The organism is Pseudomonas sp. R4-39-08 (assembly GCF_003852275.1).
In the GTDB taxonomy this organism is placed as follows: Bacteria; Pseudomonadota; Gammaproteobacteria; order Pseudomonadales; family Pseudomonadaceae; genus Aquipseudomonas.
In genome coordinates this window covers 5,681,658-5,703,800 of record NZ_CP027733.1, presented here as the reverse complement: position 1 = coordinate 5,703,800, position 22,143 = coordinate 5,681,658, and the positions used below count along the sequence as shown (strand labels likewise).

Below are 22,143 nucleotides of genomic sequence, written 5' to 3'. Positions count from 1 at the left end.
ATGAAGGTAAGGGCTTGTGTGGGAGGGGGCTTGCTCCCGATGGCGGTGTATCAGTTGATTAATTCAGCACAGACCCGCTGCTATCGGGGGCAAGCCCCCTCCCACATTTGATCTTCGGTGTTTTCAAGACCTATGCAAAAAAGCCCCGCTCAATTCGATTGAGCGGGGCCTTTTTGTTTTCTGGAACCTAAGAACGCTTGCGATTGCTGATCAACGTACCCACACCGGTATCGGTAAAGATTTCCAGCAGGATTGCATTTGGCACCCGGCCGTCGAGGATCAGCGAGCTGCCGACGCCGCCTTGCACGGCTTCCAGCGCGCAGCGGATTTTCGGCAGCATGCCGCCATAGATGGTGCCATCGGCGATCAGTTCGTCGACTTGTTGCGTAGTCAGGCCGGTCAACACCTTGCCTTGCTTGTCCATCAGGCCGGCGATGTTGGTCAGCAGCATCAGCTTTTCAGCCTTCAGCGCCTCAGCCACTTTGCCTGCCACCAGGTCGGCGTTGATGTTATAGGACTCACCGTTGACGCCCACGCCGATGGGCGCGATCACCGGGATGAAGTCACCCTTGACCAGCAGGTTGAGCAGATCGGTGTTGATGCCGATCACTTCCCCCACCTGGCCGATGTCGATGATTTCCGGCTGGGTCATCTCCGGCGTCTGACGGGTCACGGTCAGTTTTTTCGCGCGGATCAGTTCCGCATCCTTGCCGGTCAGGCCGATGGCGCTGCCGCCGTGGCGGTTGATCAGGTTGACGATGTCTTTGTTGACCTGGCCACCGAGCACCATCTCCACCACGTCCATGGTCTGCGCGTCAGTGACGCGCATGCCATCGATGAAGTGACTCTCGATCGACAAGCGCTTGAGCAGATCGCCGATTTGCGGTCCACCACCGTGGACGACAACCGGGTTGATCCCCACGGCTTTCATCATCACGATGTCGCGGGCAAAGCCGGTTTTCAGCTCGTCGCTTTCCATGGCATTGCCGCCGTACTTGATCACCAGCGTCTTGCCGACGTAGCGTCGAATGTAAGGCAACGCTTCGGACAGGACCTTGGCGGTGTTGGCAGCGGCTTCGCGTTCGAGGGTCATTCAGGGCTCCGGTAAAAAATCAGAACGGTAATTGGAGATCAGGGGCAACACGTTTCAACTGGACGTGGAAGACGTCCTTGATGCGCTGCAACTCAGCCTCGGTATCCGCCTCGAAGCGCAGCACCAGCACCGGTGTGGTGTTGGACGCGCGAACCAGGCCCCAGCCTTTGGCGTAATCGACTCGCACACCATCAATGGTGGTCAGGTTGGCGCCTTCACCCCATTGCGCATCGTGCAGTGCGTCAATGATGCTGAATTTGCTCTCCTCGGTCACATGGATATTGATCTCTGGCGTAGAAATATCGTTGGGGAAAGTCTGAAACAGCTCTTGCGCCGTGGATTTTTCCTTGCTGAGGATCTCCAGCAGGCGCGCAGCGCTGTAAATGCCGTCGTCGAAACCGAACCAGCGCTCCTTGAAGAACACGTGACCGCTCATTTCGCCGGCCAGCAAGGCGCCGGTTTCCTTCATTTTCTTTTTGATCAACGAATGTCCGGTCTTCCACATCAGCGGGCGACCGCCGTATTCCTTGATCAGCGGCGTGAGGCGACGGGTGCACTTAACGTCGAAGATGATTTCGGCGTTGGCATTGCGCGCCACCACGTCACGGGCAAACAGCATCAACAGGCGGTCCGGGTACACGATCTCGCCGGTTTCGGTCACCACCCCTACACGGTCGCCGTCGCCGTCGAAGGCCAGGCCCACGTCGGCGCCCACTTCCTTGACCTTGGCAATCAGGTCCACCAGGTTTTCAGGCTTGCCTGGGTCCGGGTGATGGTTGGGGAAGTTGCCGTCGACGTCGCAGAACAGCGGGATCACTTCACAGTTCAAGGCTTCGAGCAATTGCGGTGCGATCACGCCAGCCGCGCCGTTGCCGCAGTCCACCACCACTTTCAGGCGGCGGTCGAGCTTGACGTCGCGGGTGATTTCGTCGGAGTAGCGCTGCAGGATATCGACCTTGGTAATGCTGCCGGTGCCGCTGGTCAGGTCGTTGGTTTTCAGGCGCGTGTGCAGGGCCTGGATCTGTTCGTTGGCGAGGGTGTCGCCGGCGATCACGATCTTGAAACCGTTGTAGTCCGACGGGTTGTGGCTGCCGGTAAGCATGACGCCGGATTTACCGGCCAGCACGTTGGCGGCGTAGTACAACGCAGGCGTGGGCACCAGCCCGACGTCGCTGACATGGCAACCGCTGTCTGCCAGGCCCTGGATCAGTTGCTCCACCAACTCCGGGCCGGACAGGCGGCCGTCACGGCCCACCGAAACATTCGGCTCGCCCTGGGCCAGGCTCTGCGCGCCGATGGCGCGGCCGATCCAGTAGGCGGTTTCGGCGGTCAGGGTTTTGGGCACCACGCCACGAATGTCGTAGGCACGAAAGATGCTGTCGGGAAAAGTCGGGGCTACACGGGCTGCGGTACTCATCGCGGGAAGAACTCCATCTGAAAGGGGGCAAGGCTGGCCTGGTGTGGCTGGCCGGCAGGCTCAAACTGAAGGGTATGACGGCGTTTTCGGCAGAGAGTTCGTGGTGTAAAAGTGCCATCGGCGCTTCGGCGGTGTGCTTATTTGTACGTAATCCTTTGATTTTATTGTAGAAAAATCGCTGATGCCGTGTGCGTATTCTTCATCCTCAAAAGCCGGGCGGTGGCGTCTGGCCGAACAATCGCATCCGGCCAGGTTCAGCTTAGTCAGTGGCTGCCGGAATGCCCGAAACCGCCGGCGCCGCGCTGGGTTTCGTCGAATTCCTGCACCAGTTCGAAATGAGCCTGTACCACCGGCACCAGCACCAGTTGGGCAATACGCTCGCCGACAGCAATGTTGAACGCGGTCTGGCCGCGGTTCCAGCACGACACCATCAACTCGCCCTGGTAGTCGGAGTCGATCAGGCCCACCAGATTGCCCAGCACGATGCCGTGTTTGTGGCCCAGGCCGGAGCGCGGCAGGATCAGGGCTGCCAGGCCTGGGTCGCCGACGTAGATCGACAGGCCGGTGGGGATCAGAAGGGTCTGGCCCGGCTCGAGGACAGTGTCTTGCTTGAGCATGGCGCGCAGGTCCAGGCCAGCGGAGCCTGGGGTAGCGTAGGCCGGCAGTGGAAATTCGCTACCGATGCGGGGGTCGAGGATCTTGGCTTGCAAAGCGTGCATGGACATTAAACCTGGTTCAGCCGTTGGGCGATAAAAGAGATCAGTTGGCGGGCAATCTTGCCCTTGCTGGTCTGGGCGAAAACGGTGGCGTGCAACTCGCGGTCGATCACGCTGATGGCATTTTCCTCGCTGTTGAAGCCGATGCTCGGGTTGGCGACATCATTGGCAACGATCAGATCAAGGTTTTTGTCTTTCAATTTGCGTGCGGCGTAGTCCAGCAAATGTTCGGTCTCGGCGGCGAAACCGACGCTGAACGGACGATCCGGACGGGTGGCGATGGTGGCCAGGATGTCCGGGTTGCGCACCATTTGCAGGAGCAGGCCATCACCGCTTGTAGGGTCTTTCTTGAGCTTTTGCGGCGCAACGACTTCCGGTCGGTAGTCTGCAACCGCTGCGGAGGCGATGAACAGGTCGCACGGAATGGCAGCCTCACAGGCCGCCAGCATGTCCCGGGCGCTGACTACGTCGATTCGCGTCACCCGATCAGGCGTCGGCAGATGCACCGGGCCGGTGATCAGGGTGACACGTGCGCCTGCCTCAACCGCGGCTTCAGCCAGGGCAAAGCCCATTTTTCCTGAGCTATGGTTGGTGATGTAGCGCACTGGGTCGATGTTTTCCTGGGTCGGGCCAGCGGTGATCAGTACATGTTTGCCGGTCAGGGCCAGGTGCTGGAAGCACTCGGCAGCACACAGCGCCAAGTCGGTGGCTTCGAGCATGCGGCCCATGCCGACGTCGCCGCAGGCCTGGCTGCCGGACGCCGGGCCGAAGACCTTGAGGCCACGGCTTTGCAGAAGCTGGGTGTTGGCCTGGGTGGCCGGGTCGCGCCACATGGCCTGGTTCATCGCCGGGGCGATGGCGACGGTGGCGTCGGTGGCCAGTACCAGGGTGGTCAGCAGGTCATCGGCGATGCCCTGGGCCAGGCGCGCGATCAGGTCGGCGGTGGCCGGCGCGATCAGGACCAGGTCGGCCCATTTGGCCAGTTCGATGTGGCCCATGGCGGCTTCGGCCGCCGGGTCCAGCAGGTCCAGGTGAACCGGGTGGCCGGACAAGGCCTGCATGGTCAGCGGGGTGATGAACTCACTGCCACCACGGGTCATGACCACGCGCACTTCGGCGCCTTGGTCCAGGAGCCTGCGAACCAGCTCTGCGCTCTTGTAGGCGGCAATGCCGCCGCCGACGCCGAGAACGATGCGTTTCCGATACAGACGCTGCATTGGTTTGCCTTTCCAGTTCAGTGAAGCCAGTTCAGTGACGCCTGCGATGACCCCTCCCCAGGTGAAATCGCATGCAAAAAAGAGGGCCTACGATAACACAGCGTCCGTCTGGCAACAGCGGCGCATGCGGCGTACATCATGGAGAGGAGGTGGGATGAGTATTCGCGATTGGCCTGCTGCCGAGCGGCCGCGAGAGAAGCTTTTGGAGTGGGGCGCGGCCAGTCTGTCCGATGCCGAATTGCTGGCGATCTTCCTGCGCACCGGAGTGTCTGGCAGGAGTGCGGTGGACCTGGCGCGCCATTTATTGGCGCAATTCGGTGGCCTGCGCCCGCTGCTGGAAGCCAGCCAGGCGCTGTTCAATCAGCAGTTGGGCCTGGGGCCGGCGAAGTTTGCCCAGTTGCAGGCGGTGCTGGAAATGTCCCGGCGCCATATGGCCGAGCGCCTGCGCAACGATTCGGTGCTGGAGAGTCCGCTGGCCGTGCGCGAATACCTCAAGGCGCTGCTGCGTCATGAAACTCACGAGGTGTTTGGCTGCCTGTTTCTCGACTCCAAACATCGGGTGCTGGGTTTCGAAGCGCTGTCCCACGGCACTATCGATACCGCTGTGGTCTATCCCCGGCAAGTGGTCAAGCGCGCGCTGGCGTACAACGCGGCGGCATTGATCCTGTGCCACAACCATCCCTCGGGAAGCGCGGATCCAAGCGCCGCTGATCGAAAGTTGACCAAAGTTCTCCAGAAGGCCCTGGAAATGGTGGACGTGCGGGTGCTGGATCACATCATCGTGGGTGATGGTGATCCATTGTCGATGGCGGAATATGGATGGATGTAGAGGGCAGCTGCAAGCCACAAATCGGCTTGCAGCTTGCAGCTTGCAGCTTAAGGCTTGACGCTGACTTTGGAATAATCCTGGCGACCAAACGGGCTGACCTGGTAGCCATCGACATTTTTGCGTGTCAGGGCAAACGCCATGGGGTGCGCCAAGGGCAGCCACAGGGCCTGCTGCTGGATCTGCGCCTGCGCCTGCTGGTAAAGCTTGCTGCGCACGCCTTGTTCGCTGGTGGTCTTGCCAGCGCTGATCAGCTTGTCCAGCGCAGGGTCGCAGTAGCGGGCGAAGTTGGTGCCGGACTTGACTGCCGCGCAGGAAAATTGCGGGGTGAGGAAGTTATCCGGGTCGCCATTGTCACCGGCCCAGCCCATGAAGAGCAGGTCATGCTCGCCAGCTTTGGCGCGGCGAATCAACTCGCCCCATTCGATCACACGGATGTCGGCCTGGATGCCGACCTTGGCCAGGTCGGCCTGCAACAGTTGAGCGCCAAGATTTGGGTTGGGGTTCAGCAGGCTGCCGGTCGGGCGGGTCCAGATAGTGGTCTTGAAGCCATCCTTGAGGCCGGCGCGGTTGAGCAGCGCCTTGGCTTTGGCCAGGTCCTGTGGGTAACCCGACAGCTCCTTGGCGTAGCTCCAGGTATTGGGTGGGTAAACACCGTTGGCCGCTTCGGCGGTGCCTTCGAAGACGGCCTTGAGGTAGCTGCCTTTGTCGAAGGCCAGGTTGATCGCCTGGCGTACTTCGGGCTTGTCCAGCGGCGGGTGCTGGCTATTGATGGCGACGAACGCGGTCATGAAGGCTGCGGTTTTTTCCACCTTCAGGGCCGGGTCTTTTTCGGCTTCGCCCACATCCAGAGGTTTGGGCGACAGGGCGATCTGGCATTCCTCGCGATGCAGTTTCTGCAGGCGCACATTGGCATCCGGCGTGATCGCGAAAATCAGGTTGTCCACCGTCGGTTTGCCGGCGAAGTAGTCCGGGTTGGCCTTGTAGCGCACCACCGCATCCTTCTGGAATCGCACAAAAACGAAGGGCCCGGTGCCAATGGGCTGGCTGTTGAGCTTTTCCGGGGTGCCGGCCTTGAGCAGTTTGTCGGCATATTCGGCCGGGTAGATCGAGGCAAAGCCCATGCTCAATGCGGCAAGAAACGTGGAATCGGCGTGATCGAGGGTGAAGCGCACAGTCAGCGGGTCGAGTGCGTCGATCTTCTTGATCAGCGTGGGCAATTGCAGGGATTGCGCGTGAGGAAAGCCGCTCTGGGCGATCTCGTGCCACGGGTTGGCTGGATCGAGCATGCGTTCGAAGCTGAAGCGCACATCTTCGGCGGTCAGGGTACGGCTCGGGGTGAAATACTCGGTGCGATGGAATTTCACGTTCGGGTGCAGCTTGAAGGTGTACGTCAGGCCGTCTGGCGAGACGTCCCAACTGTCCGCCAGGCTCGGCACCAGTTTTGCGCCGGTTGCGTCGTAGTCCACCAGACGGTTCATCAGCACGTCCGCCGAGGCGTTGGTGGTGGTCAATGAGTTGTACTGCACCACGTCGAACCCTTCGGGGCTGGCCTCGGTGCAAACGCTCAGATTGGTGGCGGCAACGGCCATCGTCGGCGCGATTAAGAGGGGGGCTAGCAATAGCGGTAGGGCAGCGAGGCGCATATTGGGTTTCCTGTGCAAATCGAAGGCCCATCTGCAAGTGCAGTCTGGAAAAGGCCTACCGTAGTGGCCTGTTGGTTAAATGACTAGCCTATTTTTGCCTGTGCTTTTGGCTCAAATGCTGTTTTGATGGCGCCTCAGCGCGTTTCACCTTGCAGGTCCGAGTACTTGCGGGCGCTGAAAATCATTCTGTGCGACGAGCGGTCGGCTGTTGTAGCGGCCCCTCCTGGCAACGGTTCAGGCGCCAATAGCCGAGATTTACCCAGGTAAAAACACACTCGCTGTTGTTGCATCTGGGTCTTTCTGGTATAAAGCAGCGCTCTTTTCTAGGGGCCCGGTTCCTTCGCTTGTAGGTGTAGCCGGTAAGACCCTAAAGAAACGCGGCGCCTGGCGCCAAATGACTGAGAGATTAAGCGGCCAACCCATGCCGGGTTGGGCATGTGGTTTTAGAGGGCTGAGGCATGTCGAGAGTCTGTCAAGTTACCGGTAAGGGTCCGGTGACTGGGAATAACATTTCCCACGCAAATAACAAAACCCGTCGTCGTTTCCTGCCGAACCTGCAGCATCACCGCTTCTGGGTTGAAGAAGAGAAACGTTTTGTTCGCCTGCGTGTATCTGCCAAAGGCATGCGTATCATCGACAAGCGTGGCATCACTGTCGTGCTGGCCGAAATCCGCGCCGCCGGCAAGATCTAAGGAGCTCTATCATGCGTGAATTGATTCGAATGATCTCTAGCGCCGGTACTGGTCACTTCTACACTACCGACAAGAACAAGCGTACTACCCCGGACAAGCTCGAAAAGAAAATGTTCGACCCGCGCGTTCGCAAGCACGTGATCTACAAAGAAGGCAAAATCAAGTAATTGATTTCCTTCCTTGTGAAAAAAAGCCCGTATCTCACGATACGGGCTTTTTTTTGCCTGGGATGATCGTTGGTAACGCCGCCCTGGGCGCTCCGCGTCCCGCTGCTCATTGATCAGGCTTTCTGTTCGAACACCACATAGATCTTGCGGCACGCTTGCAGCACTTCCCAGGTGCCGCTGAAGCCGGCAGGGATCACGAAGCGGTCGCCGGCGCGCAAGGTTTTGGCATTCCCCTCGGCATCGCGCAGCACAGACACCCCCTGCACGATCTCGCAGTATTCATGTTCGGTGTAATTGACCTTCCACTGCCCGATTTCCCCCTCCCAGACACCCGCGTTCATTTGTCCACATGGGCTGTTGTAGTGGTTGTAGATCGTCTGTTCGGGATCGCCCTTGAGGATTTTTTCGGCGGCAGGGCGATAGCGTTCGGGGGCGGTGTTGGCTTGGCTGAAATCAACGATGTCCTGGATGCTCATGGGCTTATCCCGTCGGGCCTGCGGTTGGAAAGCTCAAAGTCTATGTTTATTAAAATGAACATCGCAAGGGCGTTTGCCGCCGTTATGTCAAATATATTGAAACATCCCCAGTCGCTGGTTTAGGGTGGCAAGTGCCTTGAGCCGAACAGCAGGCTGGCCAGGCAAGAATTCGTGGAGGCGCCGGGATCAAATCTCCCAGGCCCTTGTATCCAAATAAGAGGAGGACACTTGCATGACCACCCTGACCCGTGCCGACTGGGAACAACGCGCCAAGGACCTGAAGATCGAAGGTCGCGCGTACATCAATGGCGAATACACCGCCGCCGCTTCCGGTGACACCTTCGAGTGCATCAGCCCGGTCGATGGCCGTCTGCTCGCCACCGTAGCCAGCTGTGACGCCGCCGACGCCCAGCGCGCCGTGGAAAATGCCCGTGCCACCTTCAATTCCGGTGTCTGGTCGCGCCTGGCGCCGGCCAAGCGTAAGTCCGTCATGATCCGTTTCGCCGCGCTGCTCAAGGCCAATGCCGAAGAGCTGGCCCTGCTTGAAACCCTGGACATGGGCAAGCCGATCAGCGACTCCCTGAACATCGACGTACCCGGCGCGGCGCAGGCGCTGAGCTGGAGCGGCGAGGCCATCGACAAGATCTACGATGAAGTGGCGGCCACCCCCCATGACCAACTGGGTCTGGTGACCCGTGAGCCCGTGGGCGTGGTCGGTGCGATCGTGCCGTGGAACTTCCCGCTGATGATGGCCTGCTGGAAACTCGGCCCGGCGCTGTCGACCGGTAACTCGGTCATCCTCAAGCCGTCCGAAAAGTCTCCGCTGACCGCCATCCGCATCGCTGCCCTGGCCGTTGAAGCCGGCATTCCAAAAGGCGTGTTCAACGTGCTGCCAGGCTACGGCCACACCGTGGGTAACGCGCTGGCGGTGCACATGGACGTGGATACCCTGGTGTTTACCGGTTCCACCAAAATCGCCAAGCAGCTGTTGATCCGTTCCGGCGAATCGAACATGAAGCGCGTGTGGCTGGAAGCCGGCGGCAAGAGCCCGAACATCGTGTTTGCCGATGCGCCGAACCTGCAAACTGCCGCCGAGTCCGCCGCCAGTGCCATCGCCTTCAACCAGGGCGAAGTCTGCACCGCCGGTTCGCGCCTGCTGGTGGAACGTTCGATCAAGGACACTTTCCTGCCGTTGGTGATCGAGGCGCTCAAGGGGTGGAAGCCGGGTAACCCGCTGGACCCTGCCACCAACGTGGGCGCGCTGGTGGATACCCAGCAGATGAATAACGTGCTGTCGTACATCGAATCGGGCCATGCCGATGGCGCCAAGCTGGTCGCCGGTGGCAAGCGCACCCTGGAAGAGACCGGTGGCACTTACGTCGAGCCGACCATTTTCGACGGCGTGACCAACGCCATGAAGATTGCCCAGGAAGAGATCTTCGGCCCGGTCCTGTCGGTGATCACGTTCGACAGCGCCGAAGAAGCCATCGCCATCGCCAACGACACCCAATATGGCCTGGCCGCAGCGGTGTGGACGGCGGATATTTCCAAGGCCCACCTGACCGCCAAGGCTCTGCGTGCGGGCAGTGTGTGGGTCAACCAGTACGATGGCGGCGACATGACCGCACCGTTCGGTGGCTTCAAGCAGTCGGGTAACGGTCGCGATAAATCGCTGCATGCGTTCGACAAATACACCGAGCTGAAGGCGACCTGGATCAAGCTCTAACAAATGTGGGAGGGGGCTTGCTCCCGATAGCTTAGTGTCAGTCGCTGCATCTGGTGACTGATACACCGCAATCGGGAGCAAGCCCCCTCCCACACGTTTTAGAGCATGCGCTCCAGGCCGACGCTGGTGGCGAACCAGGCATTGAACCGGCGCCACCAACTGCCCTGCTCCCGGGTCAGGGTGTGCAGCTGGCCGTTATCTTCGGTCACCCACACGATCTGCCCGTCCTGCAGCTTCGCCTCGTAGCTCAACGCCGGCGCCATACCTTGCAGCGCCAGGTTGCGCACATGCTCCGCCAGTTCCGGACTGTCCACCAGCACGCCGACTTCGGTGTTCCATAGCACTGAGCGTGGATCGAAATTGAACGAGCCGATAAACGACTTCTCCCGATCGAAAATCATCGCCTTGCTGTGCAGGCTGGAGTCGGAACCGCGCAAGCTGCCTCGTCGAAACAGGTGCGGGCCGCTGCTTGCGCTGGGGTCGCCCGGTTGTCGACGCAGCTCATAGAGTTTCACGCCATGCTCCAGCAGCGCCTTGCGATAGGGTGCGTAGCCGCCGTGCACCGCCGGTACATCGGTGGCTTCGAGGGAATTGGTCAGCAGACTCACCGACACGCCCGCGTCGGCGCGGCCGGTCAGGTACACCAGCCCAGGCGGGCCCGGAACGAAGTACGCCGAAATCATGATCAGCTCACGGCTGACGCCTGCCAACTGCGGCGCCAGTTGCGTGGTGAGCAGCAATTGCGGGTCCGGGTCGGCCTTGGCCAGCACCTTGCTCGGCGCATCCCACAGCGCCTGGTTCCAGGCCCAGATCAACTCGCGACGCCAGATATCCATGCGTGGCTGGGTCTGGTAGGTGCGCAGGCGGTTATACAAGGCGTGGTTCTGTTGGCGCGATTGGGCCAGTGACGCCTCCAGGCGTCCGCGTGCGACAGCCAGGTCGACCTTGGAGGGCATGGTTGCGACAAACTCATCGATAGGTTTGCTCAGCGCGCTGTTCCAGTACTGATCGAAACTGTGGCCCAGTTGCTCAGCCACCGGCCCGACGCTGAGCATGTCGATATCGGTGAAATTCAGGTTGGGTTCGGCGTCGAAATATTCATCCCCCAGGTTGCGCCCGCCCACGATCGCGGCGCTGTTGTCTGCCAGCCAGAGTTTGTTATGCATGCGCCGGTGTTGCAGCGACAGGTTGAACAGGCGCCCCATGGCCCGCGTCACCCCCGTGCTGCGGCCCAGATGCAGCGGGTTGAACAGGCGAATTTCGATCTTGGGATGGGCGGCAAGGGTCGCGATGATCTGGTCGAGCCCGTCGCTGGTGGTGTCATCCAGCAGGATGCGCACACGCACGCCGCGGTCGGCGGCCTTGAGCAGTTCATCCACCAGCATGCGCGTGCTGATGCCGTCCTGCACGATGTAGTACTGCAGGTCGAGGCTGGTCTGGGCGTTGCGGATCAACTCGGCGCGGGCCATGAAGGCTTCGCTGCTGTTGGGCAGCAAACGAAAGCCCGAACGGCCCTGATACGGCGCCGCCTGGGCCTGGATCGAGCGGCCGAAGGAAGACTGTGCCGCGGGCAGGGCATCACTGGGCACACGCGGTGTGGGGGCCGTCGCGCAGCCACCCAGTGCCAGCGCTCCCAACAGGAAAAGCGATAAAAGCCGTTGAGTCATCAAGGAAGCGCCATCCAGGTCAGGGCGGTTGTCGGCATATGACGGCAATTGCTCGGAAAAGGTCAGTCCGCCGATTCGGCCAGCAGGATGCGCGCAGCGCCACCGACCTTGCGCACGGCCTCTTCAATCTGTGGGGTCGGTTTGGCAGCGTAGTTCATGCGCAGGCAATTACGGTACTTGCCGGATGCAGAAAAAATGCTGCCTACCGCCACCTGTACGCCCTGTTCCATCAGCATGCGGTTGAGTTTCAGGGTATCGAAGCCCTCCGGCAATTCTATCCACAGCATGAAACTACCCTGAGGCCGGCTGGCGCGCGTGCCGGCGGGGAAGTAGCGGCTGACCCAGTCGAGCATCAGGTCGCGATTGCGCTGGTATTGCGTACGCATCCTGCGCAAATGAGGCTCGAAATGCCCGCCTTTGAGAAATTCGGCTATGGCAATCTGCGGCTGCGTGGCGGTAGAGCCCGTGCTGATGTATTTCATGTGCAGCACCCGTTCCAGGTAACGCCCCGGCGCGACCCAGCCAATGCGCAGCCCAGGCGCCAGGGTTTTGGAAAACGAGCTGCACAACAGCACCCGGCCGTCCTCGTCGAAGGATTTGATCGTGCGCGGGCGCGGGTAGCTGTAGGCCAGTTCGCCATACACATCGTCTTCGATGATCGCCACGTCAAAGCGCTGGGCCAGGGTCAGCAGTGCGCGCTTGCGCGCCTCCGGCATGATGTAGCCCAAGGGGTTGTTGCAGTTGGGGGTGAGCTGGATGATTTTGATCGGCCACTGTTCCAGCGCCAGTTCCAGGGCTTCAAGGCTGATGCCGGTGATCGGGTCGGTGGGGATCTCCAAGGCTTTCATGCTCAGGCCCTTGAGGGTCTGCATGGCGCCGTGAAAACTCGGTGAATCCACCGCAACGATATCGCCGGGCGCACAAATGGCGCGGATGCTGGTGGAAAGGGCCTCGTGGCAGCCCGTGGTGATGACGATGTCTTCGGCAGTCAGTTGGCAACCGGAATCCAATGACAGTCGCGCAATCTGCTCGCGCAATTCCATACAGCCCAGGATGTTGTCGTAATACAGCCCCGGCAGATCCTGGCGACGACTGACGCGGGCCAGGCTGCGAAGCAATGGCTTGATAGTCGGCGACAATACATCCGGCATGCCACGGCCCAACTGTATGACGTCTTTGCGCGGCACGGCACGGATCAACTCCAGCACCTGGTCCCACTGGGAAATTTCCACCGGCCGCTGGGCGGGGCGACCCACCTCGGGCAGCGCCGGCAGTTCACGGCCCACCGGTACAAAATAGCCGGACTTGGGCTTGGGCATCGCCAGGCCATTGTCCTCCAGCAATCGATAGGCTTGCTGCACGGTGCTCAGGCTGACCCCATGCTCCACGCTCAAGGCCCGCACGGAGGGCAGTCGGTCGCCGGGGCGGTAGAAGCCTTGTTCGATGCGAGTGCCCAGTAATTCGGCGAGGTTGACGTACAGAGTCACGACGGTCACTCCCAGCAGACCAATACAGATAGGAGGAAAATACAGGATTCAGCCGTTCATAGCAGCATCTGTATGGATTTAATAAAGGTAGGTTGGATCTGTATTGGTTTTGCCCGTGCGCTCATTCTAGTCACTCAGGCAGCAAGCTAACGAGGGACGGGAACATGAACGGCATGAGCGATGTACGGCTGGCATTACATGGCCAGGAACTGGAAGCAGCGCAGGAGCGGACGTTGTCGATGCCTGCCGACAATCGCTGGAGCCTGTTCTGGCGCCGCCGTCATACCCGCAAGGCGTTGCTGACGCTGACCCGCGAGCAGTTGCGCGACGTGGGCCTGACGGCAGAACAGGCGCGCCATGAAGGCTTGAAACCGTTCTGGCGCGATTGATCAGGCCAGTTCCTTGAGGCGGTGCCAGAGCATCCCCAGGGCCAGCAGCGGCGAGCGCAGGTATTTGCCGCCAGGGAAAGTCATGTGCGGCACCTGGGCGAACAGGTCGAAGCGCCCTTGCTGCTGGCCGCTGATGGCTTCGGCCAGCAACCTGCCCGCCAGGTGTGTAGCGTTGAGGCCATGGCCGGCATAGGCCTGGGCGTAATACACATTGGGTTGATCCGCCAGGCGTCCGATCTGCGGCAACCGATTGGCGCCGATGCCGATCATGCCGCCCCATTGGTAATCGATCTTCACATTGGCCAATTCCGGGAATACCTGCAGCATCTTTGGCCGCATGTAGGCGCCGATGTCTTTCGGGTCGCGCCCGGAATAGTGGCAGGCGCCGCCGAACAACAGGCGGCGGTCGGCGGACAAGCGGAAATAATCCACTGTTACCCGCTGGTCACACACTGCCATGTTCTGCGGCAACAGGCGGGCGGCTTGCGCTTCACTCAGGCGCTCGGTGGCGATGATGTAGCTGCCCGCGGGCAATATCTTGCCGCTCAAGTGTGGGTTGAGGTCGTTGAGGTAGGCGTTGCAGGCCAGCACCAGGGTCTTGGCCTGTACCTGGCCCTGGGCGGTGTGCACCTTGACCTGCCCGCCGTAGTCGATGCGCGTCACTTGCGACTGCTCGAATAATTTCACGCCCAACTGCTGCGCCGCGCCGGCTTCACCCAGGGCGAGGTTCAGCGGATGCAAATGTCCGGAGCCCATGTCGATCATCCCGCCCACATAGCGGTCGGAGCCGATCACGCTGGCCATTTCGCTGGCTTGCAGCAGGCGCACTGGATGGCGATAACCCAGGCTGCGCAGCTCTTCGGCGTCTGCGGCGAGGCCCTGCAGGTCGCGGGGTTTGTTGGCCAGGTCGCAGTAGCCCCAAGTCAGGTCGCAGGGGATCTGGAAGCGTTCGACACGCTCGCGCACGATCTCCACCGCTTCCAGGCCCATCAGTTTCATCTGGCGCACGCCGTCGGTGCCGATCACATTGGCGAACTGGTCAAGGCCATGGCCGACGCCGCGAATCAGTTGCCCGCCGTTACGCCCGCTGGCGCCCCAGCCGATCTTGCGCGCTTCCAGCAGCACCACGCTGAAGCCGCGCTCGGCCAGTTCCAGGGCGGTATTGAGCCCGGAATACCCCCCGCCAATCACGCAGACATCGGCGCGCACCTCGCCCGTCAACGCCGGGTAATCGGGGTGCGGCACGCTGCTGGCGGCGTAGTAGGACGCGGTGTGCCGGGCGCTGGCGGTCATGGGGGGCCTCCCTGTTTGGAAAATTTGACGCAGGATACAACGGTCCGACGGAGCTGTCTGTGCGCGCCGTTTTACGGCAGAATCCAGGCCTGTTCGCGGTGGGGTGTGGGTGTCGATGAGTTGCAACAGTCAGAAAGTCAGCGCCTTGCGCCGACAGATTCCTTCGTTCGAGTGTGTCCCTGGCTGCCACGACTGCTGTGGGCCGGTCACCACCTCGCCCGAGGAAATGTCGCGCCTGCCACGCAAGACGGCCGCCGAGCAGGAAGCTGCGATGGATGAGCTGAACTGTGTGCACCTGGGGCCGAACGGTTGCACGGTTTACGACGAGCGCCCGTTGATCTGCAGGCTGTTTGGCACCACCAAGACCCTGCCATGCCCCAATGGTCGGCGACCGGTGGAGCTGATTCATCCACGGGTGGAAAAGCAGATCCATGAGTACATGGCGAGCACCCGGCAAGTACTGGTCTAACCATGTGGGAGGGGGCTTGCCCCCGATTGCGATACACCAGGCACACACAGGCTGGCTGAACCACTGCAATCGGGAGCAAGCCCCCTCCCACATTTGAATGAGTTGTGCCAGTCAGTCCGGAATCGGCAGGTTCAGGCTTTCCTTCACTTCTTCCATCACGATATAGCTCTTGGATTCGCGCACATGGGGCAACTTGAGCAGGATATCGCCGAGTAATTTGCGGTACGAAGCCATTTCGGAAATCCGCGCTTTCACCAGGTAGTCGAAGTCCCCGGACACCAAATGGCACTCCAGCACATGGGGCAGTTTGAGCACGGCGCGGCGAAACTCTTCGAACGTATCGCCAGACTTGTAATCCAGGCTGATCTCGACAAATACCAGCAAACTCCCCTTCAAATGCTGCGGATTGAGCCGCGCGTTGTAGCCCATGATGATCCCCTCGCGCTCCAGCCGGCGTACCCGCTCGGTGCACGGCGTCGTCGACAGCCCAACCTTCTCGCCCAGTTCCGTGAACGAAATGCGCCCATCGGTCTGCAGGATGCGCAGGATATTTCGGTCGATCTTGTCCAGCTCCCGCTTGGTCTGGGTGTTGGTACGCATAGGGGATACGCCTCTGTTAAAACGGTTTGTGCCGAGAATTGTCGCCAAATATAGGCATTTATATAGTGAAATGCACTGGCGATTGTTTTTTACACTGCGTCCATCATTGCTCGAATAACACACGTCAGCGGCTCAGCCCGTGGTGAGGATATAAAAATGCGCGTTCTGGTCTTGGGTAGCGGCGTCATTGGGGTGACCAGTGCCTATTATTTGGCGCGGGCCGGCTTTGAAGTCGTCGTGGTCGACCGCCAACCCGCTGCCGCCATGGAAACCAGTTTCGCCAACGCCGGCCAGGTATCCCCAGGCTACGCGTCGCCATGGGCCGCGCCGGGCGTGCCGCTCAAGGCGATCAAGTGGCTGCTGCAGCGCCATGCGCCGCTGGCAATCAAGGCCACTGCCGATATCGACCAATACCTGTGGATGGCACAGATGCTGCGCAACTGCACCGCCAGCCGGTATGCGGTGAACAAGGAGCGTATGGTTCGCCTCTCTGAGTACAGCCGCGACTGCCTCGATGAACTGCGCGCTGAAACCGGGATTGCCTACGAAGGGCGCAGCCTGGGGACCACCCAAGTGTTCCGCACCCAGGCCCAGCTCGATGGCGCGGCCAAGGACATCGCCGTGTTGCAGGAGTCCGGCGTGCCCTTCGAGTTGCTTGACCGTGCCGGCATCGCCCGGGTCGAGCCAGCCCTGGCCAGCGTCACCGATATTCTCGCCGGCGCCCTGCGCCTGCCCAACGACCAGACCGGCGACTGCCAGATGTTCACCACGCGCCTGGCGCAGATGTGTGAGCAGTTGGGCGTTGAGTTTCGTTTCGAACAGGACATCCAGCGCCTCGATCATGCAGGCGACCGCATCAATGGCGTGTGGATCGATGGCAAGTTGGAAACCGCCGACCGCTATGTGCTGGCCCTCGGCAGTTATTCGCCGAAGCTGCTCAAGCCGCTGGGGATCAAGGCTCCCGTGTACCCCCTCAAGGGCTATTCGCTGACCGTGCCGATCACCAACCCGGCAATGGCGCCTACCTCGACGATCCTCGACGAAACCTACAAAGTCGCGATCACCCGTTTCGACAACCGCATCCGCGTCGGCGGCATGGCTGAGATAGCCGGTTTTGACCTGTCGCTCAACCCGCGCCGGCGTGAAACCCTGGAGATGATCGTCAACGACCTTTATCCTCAGGGCGGCGATTTGGCCCAAGCCAGTTTCTGGACCGGCCTGCGCCCGACCACACCCGATGGCACACCGATTGTCGGCGGCACCCCATTCAAGAACCTGTTCCTGAATACCGGCCACGGCACCCTCGGCTGGACCATGGCATGCGGCTCCGGTCGTTTGCTGGCTGACCTGATGGCGAAGAAAACCCCGCAGATCAGCGCCGAAGGCCTCGCTATTTCCCGTTACGGCAACCACCAGGAGTCCGCACGACATGTCAATCCAGCGCCAGCTCACCAATGAACGCATGAGCCAGATCGTTGTTCACAGCGGCACCGTGTACCTGGCAGGCCAGGTCGGCGATGACATGAATGCCGGCATCGAGCAGCAGACCCGTGAAACCCTGGCCAACATCGAGCGTCTGCTGGACCTGGCCGGCACCGACAAGACCCGGTTGCTGTCGGTGACGATATATTTGAAAGACATCGATGCCGACTTCGCTGGTATGAACGCGGTGTGGGATAAGTGGCTGCCCAAAGGCGCCGCGCCCGCTCGCGCTACGGTTGAAGCCAAACTGTGTGAGCCGAACATTCTGGTAGAGCTGTCCGTCGTGGCTGCGCTGCCTTAACTGAATCCCTCTCCCGGCGCCGACGTTGTTGGTCGGCACCGGTTTTTTTACTCTGCCGCCTAGAAGCCTGCCGCCATGCGTCCTGCCCGTGCCCTGATCGACCTTCAAGCCCTGCGCCACAACTACCAACTGGCCCGCGAAGTCAGCGGGGCCAAAGCCCTCGCCGTGATCAAGGCAGATGCCTACGGGCATGGCGCGGTGCCCGTGGCTCAGGCGCTGGAGGCCGAGGCTGACGGGTTCGCCGTGGCGTGCATCGAAGAAGCCCTGGAACTACGCGCCGCCGGCGTACGTGCGCCGGTGCTGCTGCTGGAAGGTTTTTTCGAAGCCGACGAGCTGCCGCTGATCGTCGAGCAGAACCTGTGGTGCGTGGTGCATTCGCTGTGGCAACTCGAGGCTATCGAGCAGGCTTCGCTGAGCCAACCGTTGACCCTCTGGCTCAAGCTGGACTCGGGCATGCACCGTGTCGGCCTGCATCCCAAGGATTTCCAGGAGGCGTATAAGCGCCTGCTGGCCAGCGGCAACGTCGCAAAGATTGTGTTGATGAGCCACTTCGCCCGCGCCGATGAGCTCGATTGTGTGAGCAGCAACGAACAAGTGGCGGTATTCGAAGCGGCCCGCCAAGGGCTGGCGGCGGAGGTGAGCCTGCGCAATTCACCGTCCGTCATGGGGTGGCCGAGTGTGCCCAGCGACTGGGTGCGCCCAGGCATCATGCTCTACGGCGCCACGCCCTTTGGTGACGACCAGGCCATCGCTGCCCGCTTGCAGCCGGTGATGACCCTGGAGTCCAAGATCATTTGCGTACGCGAACTGCCCGCCGGCGAGCCCGTGGGCTACGGCGCCAGGTTCGTCACGCCCAAGCCGATGCGTATCGGCGTGGTTGCCATGGGCTACGCCGATGGCTACCCGCGCCACGCGCCTACGGGCACGCCGGTGCTGGTCGCCGGTCAGCGCAGCCAGTTGCTGGGCCGGGTGTCCATGGACATGCTCTGCGTCGATCTGACGGATGTGCCCCAGGCGGGCCTGGGTTCCACAGTGGAGTTGTGGGGCAAGCACATCCTCGCCAGCGAGGTCGCGACCGCTGCCGATACCATCCCTTACCAGATCTTCTGCAACCTGCGCCGGGTGCCAAGGCTCTATTGCGGCGCTTGATCGCCCGGTACGAATACAGCTGTCCGGGATTTAGGCCCAAGTGTTGTAAATACTGAACGCTGTCGCCATGATAACGCTCAATTACAACAAAGCCTGAATCCTAGGAGGCTCCTGCATTGGACGTCGGCGAACGACTGCAATCCATCCGTAAACTCAAAGGTCTTTCCCAGCGCGAGCTTGCCAAGCGTGCGGGCGTCACCAACAGCACCATTTCGATGATCGAGAAAAACAGCGTCAGCCCCTCGATCAGTTCCCTGCGCAAGGTCCTGGGCGGCATTCCCATGTCCATGGTCGAGTTCTTTTCCGAAGAGATCCTCCAGGAAATACCGACGCAGATCGTCTATAAAGCCAATGAGCTGATCGACATCTCTGACGGTGCCGTCACCATGAAGCTGGTAGGCCGAGCGCACCCGAGCCGGGCCATCGCGTTTCTCAACGAAATCTACCCGCCAGGCGCCGACACGGGCGAAGAAATGCTCACCCACGAAGGCGAAGAAACCGGGATTCTGGTGGAAGGGCGTTTGGAACTGGTGGTCGGCCTTGAAACTTTTGTGCTCGAAGCAGGCGATAGCTACTACTTTGAAAGCACCAAGCCCCATCGTTTTCGCAATCCGTTCGACGTGCCGGCGCGACTAATCAGCGCAGCCACACCCGCGAACTTTTAAAACAGAGGCGCCCTGCCAGCGTTGCAGAGGTTCGCGCAGCTGTACACCGTGAGGCCGAATCTCCCTTTATTTAATAGGGTTGTTTCGGCCGGGCGGGCTAACCGCTATACTTTCGCCGCCTGTGAAACCGTGGCCGCAGGCGTGAATAGCCACCATTGAGGGTGAACGCGTGAACCTAATTATGAAAATGCTGGCTGCACCAGCAACCGTACTGGCCCTATGGGCTGTCAGCGCTCAAGCTGCGACCAACGATGACATCGCCAAGCGCCTGGAGCCTGTGGGCCAGGTGTGTGTCCAGGGCCAGGAATGCAAGGGCATGGAGGTCGCGGTCGCGGCGGGCGGCGGTGGGGCGAAAACCCCGGACGAGATCATCGCCAAGCACTGCAATGCTTGCCACGGCACCGGCTTGTTGGGAGCGCCGAAAGTTGGCGATACCGCCGCGTGGAAAGAGCGCGCCGATCACCAGGGCGGCCTTGACGGCATCCTCGCCAAGGCGATCACGGGCATCAATGCCATGCCGCCCAAGGGCACTTGCGCGGATTGCTCGGATGACGATCTGAAGGGTGCGATCAAGAAGATGTCCGGGCTCTAACCCGTCGATCTTCGCCAAAAAGGCCGCTCACGAGCGGCTTTTTTGTGCTCGCGATTTGAGTTTCGTGGCTGTTCATTGCAGCAAAGACCCGGCAAGCTCGGTCCAACCCCAATTCATGGAATGTTCGGGAGCAGTCGGATGGTGCAGTTGTGTTCAATCGAGCAAGCAGTTGACGACGTATTGGCGCGCTTGCCGGCGCATATCCACATGGGCATGCCCCTGGGTTTGGGCAAACCCAACCTCTTCGCCAATGCGCTCTACCGGCGTATCGCCAAGCTGCCCGAGCGCGCGCTGACGATCTACACCGCGCTGAGCCTGGGTCGTCCCGCCCTTGGCGACGGTTTGCAGAAGCGCTTTCTCGAACCGTTTATCGAGCGAGTATTTGGCGATTACCCCGAGCTGGATTTCCTCGCTGACCTGCACACGGACAGCCTGCCGAAAAACATCCGCGTGCAGCAGTTCTTCATGCAGCCCGGCAGCCTGCTCCACAGCGACTCGGCGCAGCAGGACTACGTCAGCAGCAACTACAGCCATGCCGCGCGGGACATCAACGCCGCCGGCCTGAACCTGGTGGCGCAACTGGTTGCCAGCAGCGCCGAGCACCCCGACCGCCTGAGCCTGAGCTGCAACCCCGATATCACCCTCGACCTGCTGCCGATGATCGCCAAGCGGCGCGCGGCGGGTGAGACGATCCTGATCGTCGGCCAGGTCCATAGCGACTTGCCCTACATGCCCGGCGATGCCGAGTTGGGCATGGACGCATTCGACTACCTGCTCGATGAGAAAGACAGCACTACGCTGTTCTCCACGCCAAACATGCCGGTGGGCTTCCAGGACCACTTTATCGGCCTGCACGCCAGCACACTGGTGCGCGATGGCGGCACCTTGCAGATCGGTATCGGCTCCATGGGCGACGCGCTGACCGCCGCATTGCTGGCGCGCCAGGCCGACAACGAAGCCTATCGATTGCTGCTGACTGACCTGGATGTGTATCAATGGGCGCCCTTGATCAGCCGTGAGGGCGGCGTTGAGCCATTCGCTCGTGGCCTTTACGGTTGCAGCGAAATGTTCGTCAACGGCTTGCTGGTGCTGGCCGATGCCGGAATCATCCGGCGCAAGGTGTACGCGGATGTGGCAACCCAGGAGCAGGCCAACGCCGGGCTGCTCGACGATGCGGCGCAGCCCGATGGCATCTCGATCCATGGCGGTTTCTTCCTCGGCCCGCGCAGTTTCTACCAGCGCTTGCAGGAGATGAGCCACGCCAGGCGGCTGGCATTCAACATGACCCGCATCAGCTATATCAACGAGCTGTACGGCCAGGAAGAGCTCAAGCGTTTACAGCGCCAGGACGCACGGTTTATCAACAGCGCGATCATGGTCACCCTGCTCGGCGCCGGTGTGGCCGACCAATTGGAAGATGGCCGCGTGCTCAGCGGCGTGGGCGGGCAGTACAACTTCGTTGCCCAGGGCCACGCACTGGAAGGCGCACGCTCGGTGCTGATCCTGCGCAGCTGGCGCGAGTCGGCGGGGGAGGTCAGTTCGAATATCGTCTGGGAGTACGGCCATTGCACCATTCCCCGGCACCTGCGGGATATCGTCATTACCGAGTACGGGATTGCCGATTTGCGCGGTCAGACGGATGCCCAGGTGATCGAGGCGTTGCTCAATATCACTGACTCGCGCTTCCAGGAAGGCTTGATCGAACAGGCGCAAAAAGCCGGCAAGCTGCCCAAGGATTTCAAGCTGGACCCGCGTTTTGCCGACAACACACCGCAGCGGCTGCAGGCGATTCAGGCCAAGCATCGACGGCTGTTCCCGGAATACCCGTTGGGCAGTGATTTCACGGATGAGGAGCGGGACCTGTTGCGTGCTCTGAATTGGCTCAAGAGCAAATTCAAGCTCACGGAGATGCTGGAACTGGGCAAGGCGGCGCTGGATGCACCGGAGCCGGAGGCGTTTCCCAAGCACTTGGAGCGGATGCGGTTGGATCAGCCGGAGGGGTTGAAAGAGGATCTGTATCAGCGCCTGTTACTCGCCGGCCTTCAGGCCACCGCGCACTAACATTCCAACACA

At 61.0% G+C, this 22,143-nt stretch carries 21 protein-coding genes and 1 pseudogene; 12 read left to right on the top strand and 10 right to left on the bottom strand.

The genetic code is table 11. The features are described 5' to 3' along the window. Positions 1–187 precede the first annotated feature (187 nt). The 4 genes and pseudogenes from argB to coaBC all read right to left on the bottom strand — a co-directional run bounded on the left by argB (position 188) and on the right by coaBC (position 4,443). Complete coding sequence (gene argB, locus C4J88_RS26540) at positions 188–1,093, bottom strand: acetylglutamate kinase (protein ID WP_124372285.1); 906 nt, start codon at positions 1,091–1,093, stop codon at positions 188–190. Positions 1,094–1,112: 19 nt separating this feature from the next. Next, positions 1,113–2,516 (bottom strand): annotated as a pseudogene (locus tag C4J88_RS26535) (phosphomannomutase/phosphoglucomutase); the annotation flags it as partial. A gap of 257 nt (positions 2,517–2,773) precedes the next feature. After that, positions 2,774–3,229 (bottom strand): dUTP diphosphatase, encoded by a 456-nt coding sequence (gene dut / locus C4J88_RS26525; RefSeq protein ID WP_124368818.1) that lies wholly within the window; start codon positions 3,227–3,229, stop codon positions 2,774–2,776. A gap of 5 nt (positions 3,230–3,234) precedes the next feature. Next, positions 3,235–4,443 (bottom strand): bifunctional phosphopantothenoylcysteine decarboxylase/phosphopantothenate--cysteine ligase CoaBC, encoded by a 1,209-nt coding sequence (gene coaBC, locus C4J88_RS26520; protein WP_048723622.1) that lies wholly within the window; start codon positions 4,441–4,443, stop codon positions 3,235–3,237. Positions 4,444–4,597: 154 nt separating this feature from the next. Here coaBC and radC point away from each other — a divergent pair, with 154 nt between their 5' ends. Then, entirely contained in the window at positions 4,598–5,272 is a 675-nt protein-coding gene (gene radC / locus C4J88_RS26515) for a DNA repair protein RadC (protein ID WP_124368817.1), read from the top strand. A gap of 47 nt (positions 5,273–5,319) precedes the next feature. Here radC and C4J88_RS26510 read toward each other — a convergent pair whose 3' ends face one another. Beyond that, positions 5,320–6,915: an ABC transporter substrate-binding protein gene (locus C4J88_RS26510; protein ID WP_124408502.1), complete on the bottom strand. Its 1,596-nt coding sequence runs from the start codon at positions 6,913–6,915 to the stop codon at positions 5,320–5,322. A gap of 458 nt (positions 6,916–7,373) precedes the next feature. Between C4J88_RS26510 and rpmB the strand changes: the two genes are divergently transcribed. Together rpmB and rpmG are read left to right on the top strand one after the other, a co-directional pair. Then, the gene (gene rpmB / locus C4J88_RS26505) at positions 7,374–7,607 is read left to right on the top strand and encodes a 50S ribosomal protein L28 (RefSeq protein WP_003176907.1); all 234 of its coding nucleotides are present in this window, start codon (positions 7,374–7,376) and stop codon (positions 7,605–7,607) included. A gap of 11 nt (positions 7,608–7,618) precedes the next feature. Next, the gene (gene rpmG, locus C4J88_RS26500) at positions 7,619–7,774 is read left to right on the top strand and encodes a 50S ribosomal protein L33 (protein WP_003176906.1); all 156 of its coding nucleotides are present in this window, start codon (positions 7,619–7,621) and stop codon (positions 7,772–7,774) included. Positions 7,775–7,887: 113 nt separating this feature from the next. On the opposite strand, the gene C4J88_RS26495 is transcribed toward rpmG, so the two are convergent. Next, positions 7,888–8,250, bottom strand: coding sequence for a cupin domain-containing protein (locus C4J88_RS26495; RefSeq protein ID WP_124408501.1), 363 nt, complete (start codon positions 8,248–8,250; stop codon positions 7,888–7,890). A 232-nt stretch (positions 8,251–8,482) separates the two neighbouring features. Here C4J88_RS26495 and C4J88_RS26490 point away from each other — a divergent pair, with 232 nt between their 5' ends. Further along, positions 8,483–9,976, top strand: a complete 1,494-nt coding sequence (locus C4J88_RS26490) for an aldehyde dehydrogenase (RefSeq protein WP_124364967.1) — start codon at positions 8,483–8,485, stop codon at positions 9,974–9,976. Between the two features lie 98 nt (positions 9,977–10,074). On the opposite strand, the gene C4J88_RS26480 is transcribed toward C4J88_RS26490, so the two are convergent. Together C4J88_RS26480 and C4J88_RS26475 are read right to left on the bottom strand one after the other, a co-directional pair. Further along, the gene (locus C4J88_RS26480; protein WP_124408500.1) at positions 10,075–11,643 is read right to left on the bottom strand and encodes a phospholipase D family protein; all 1,569 of its coding nucleotides are present in this window, start codon (positions 11,641–11,643) and stop codon (positions 10,075–10,077) included. A gap of 62 nt (positions 11,644–11,705) precedes the next feature. Beyond that, the gene (locus C4J88_RS26475) at positions 11,706–13,130 is read right to left on the bottom strand and encodes a PLP-dependent aminotransferase family protein (RefSeq protein WP_124408499.1); all 1,425 of its coding nucleotides are present in this window, start codon (positions 13,128–13,130) and stop codon (positions 11,706–11,708) included. Between the two features lie 164 nt (positions 13,131–13,294). Here C4J88_RS26475 and C4J88_RS26470 point away from each other — a divergent pair, with 164 nt between their 5' ends. Next, entirely contained in the window at positions 13,295–13,519 is a 225-nt protein-coding gene (locus tag C4J88_RS26470) for a DUF1127 domain-containing protein (RefSeq protein WP_124368811.1), read from the top strand. Here C4J88_RS26470 and C4J88_RS26465 read toward each other — a convergent pair whose 3' ends face one another. Beyond that, on the bottom strand, positions 13,520–14,812 hold the full coding sequence (locus C4J88_RS26465) for an FAD-binding oxidoreductase (protein WP_124408498.1): 1,293 nt from the start codon (positions 14,810–14,812) through the stop codon (positions 13,520–13,522). Between the two features lie 115 nt (positions 14,813–14,927). Between C4J88_RS26465 and C4J88_RS26460 the strand changes: the two genes are divergently transcribed. Then, positions 14,928–15,281 carry a YkgJ family cysteine cluster protein gene (locus C4J88_RS26460; RefSeq protein WP_124364962.1) on the top strand — a complete coding sequence of 118 codons (354 nt, stop codon included), beginning with the start codon at positions 14,928–14,930 and terminating at the stop codon, positions 15,279–15,281. 111 nt (positions 15,282–15,392) lie between these two features. Here C4J88_RS26460 and C4J88_RS26455 read toward each other — a convergent pair whose 3' ends face one another. Next, entirely contained in the window at positions 15,393–15,881 is a 489-nt protein-coding gene (locus tag C4J88_RS26455; protein WP_003176896.1) for an Lrp/AsnC ligand binding domain-containing protein, read from the bottom strand. Between the two features lie 156 nt (positions 15,882–16,037). Here C4J88_RS26455 and dadA point away from each other — a divergent pair, with 156 nt between their 5' ends. From dadA to C4J88_RS26425, 6 genes are all read left to right on the top strand, one after another. Next, on the top strand, positions 16,038–17,339 hold the full coding sequence (gene dadA / locus C4J88_RS26450; RefSeq protein WP_124368810.1) for a D-amino acid dehydrogenase: 1,302 nt from the start codon (positions 16,038–16,040) through the stop codon (positions 17,337–17,339). After that, positions 17,311–17,664, top strand: coding sequence for a RidA family protein (locus C4J88_RS26445; protein WP_124368809.1), 354 nt, complete (start codon positions 17,311–17,313; stop codon positions 17,662–17,664). Before dadA ends, C4J88_RS26445 begins: the two co-directional genes overlap by 29 nt. A gap of 75 nt (positions 17,665–17,739) precedes the next feature. After that, positions 17,740–18,813: an alanine racemase gene (gene alr, locus C4J88_RS26440; protein ID WP_124408497.1), complete on the top strand. Its 1,074-nt coding sequence runs from the start codon at positions 17,740–17,742 to the stop codon at positions 18,811–18,813. A gap of 116 nt (positions 18,814–18,929) precedes the next feature. Then, the gene (locus C4J88_RS26435; RefSeq protein ID WP_003176893.1) at positions 18,930–19,478 is read left to right on the top strand and encodes a cupin domain-containing protein; all 549 of its coding nucleotides are present in this window, start codon (positions 18,930–18,932) and stop codon (positions 19,476–19,478) included. Positions 19,479–19,659: 181 nt separating this feature from the next. Next, the gene (locus C4J88_RS26430; RefSeq protein ID WP_057022711.1) at positions 19,660–20,070 is read left to right on the top strand and encodes a cytochrome c5 family protein; all 411 of its coding nucleotides are present in this window, start codon (positions 19,660–19,662) and stop codon (positions 20,068–20,070) included. Between the two features lie 138 nt (positions 20,071–20,208). After that, on the top strand, positions 20,209–22,131 hold the full coding sequence (locus C4J88_RS26425) for an acetyl-CoA hydrolase/transferase C-terminal domain-containing protein (RefSeq protein ID WP_124408496.1): 1,923 nt from the start codon (positions 20,209–20,211) through the stop codon (positions 22,129–22,131). Positions 22,132–22,143: the final 12 nt, after the last annotated feature.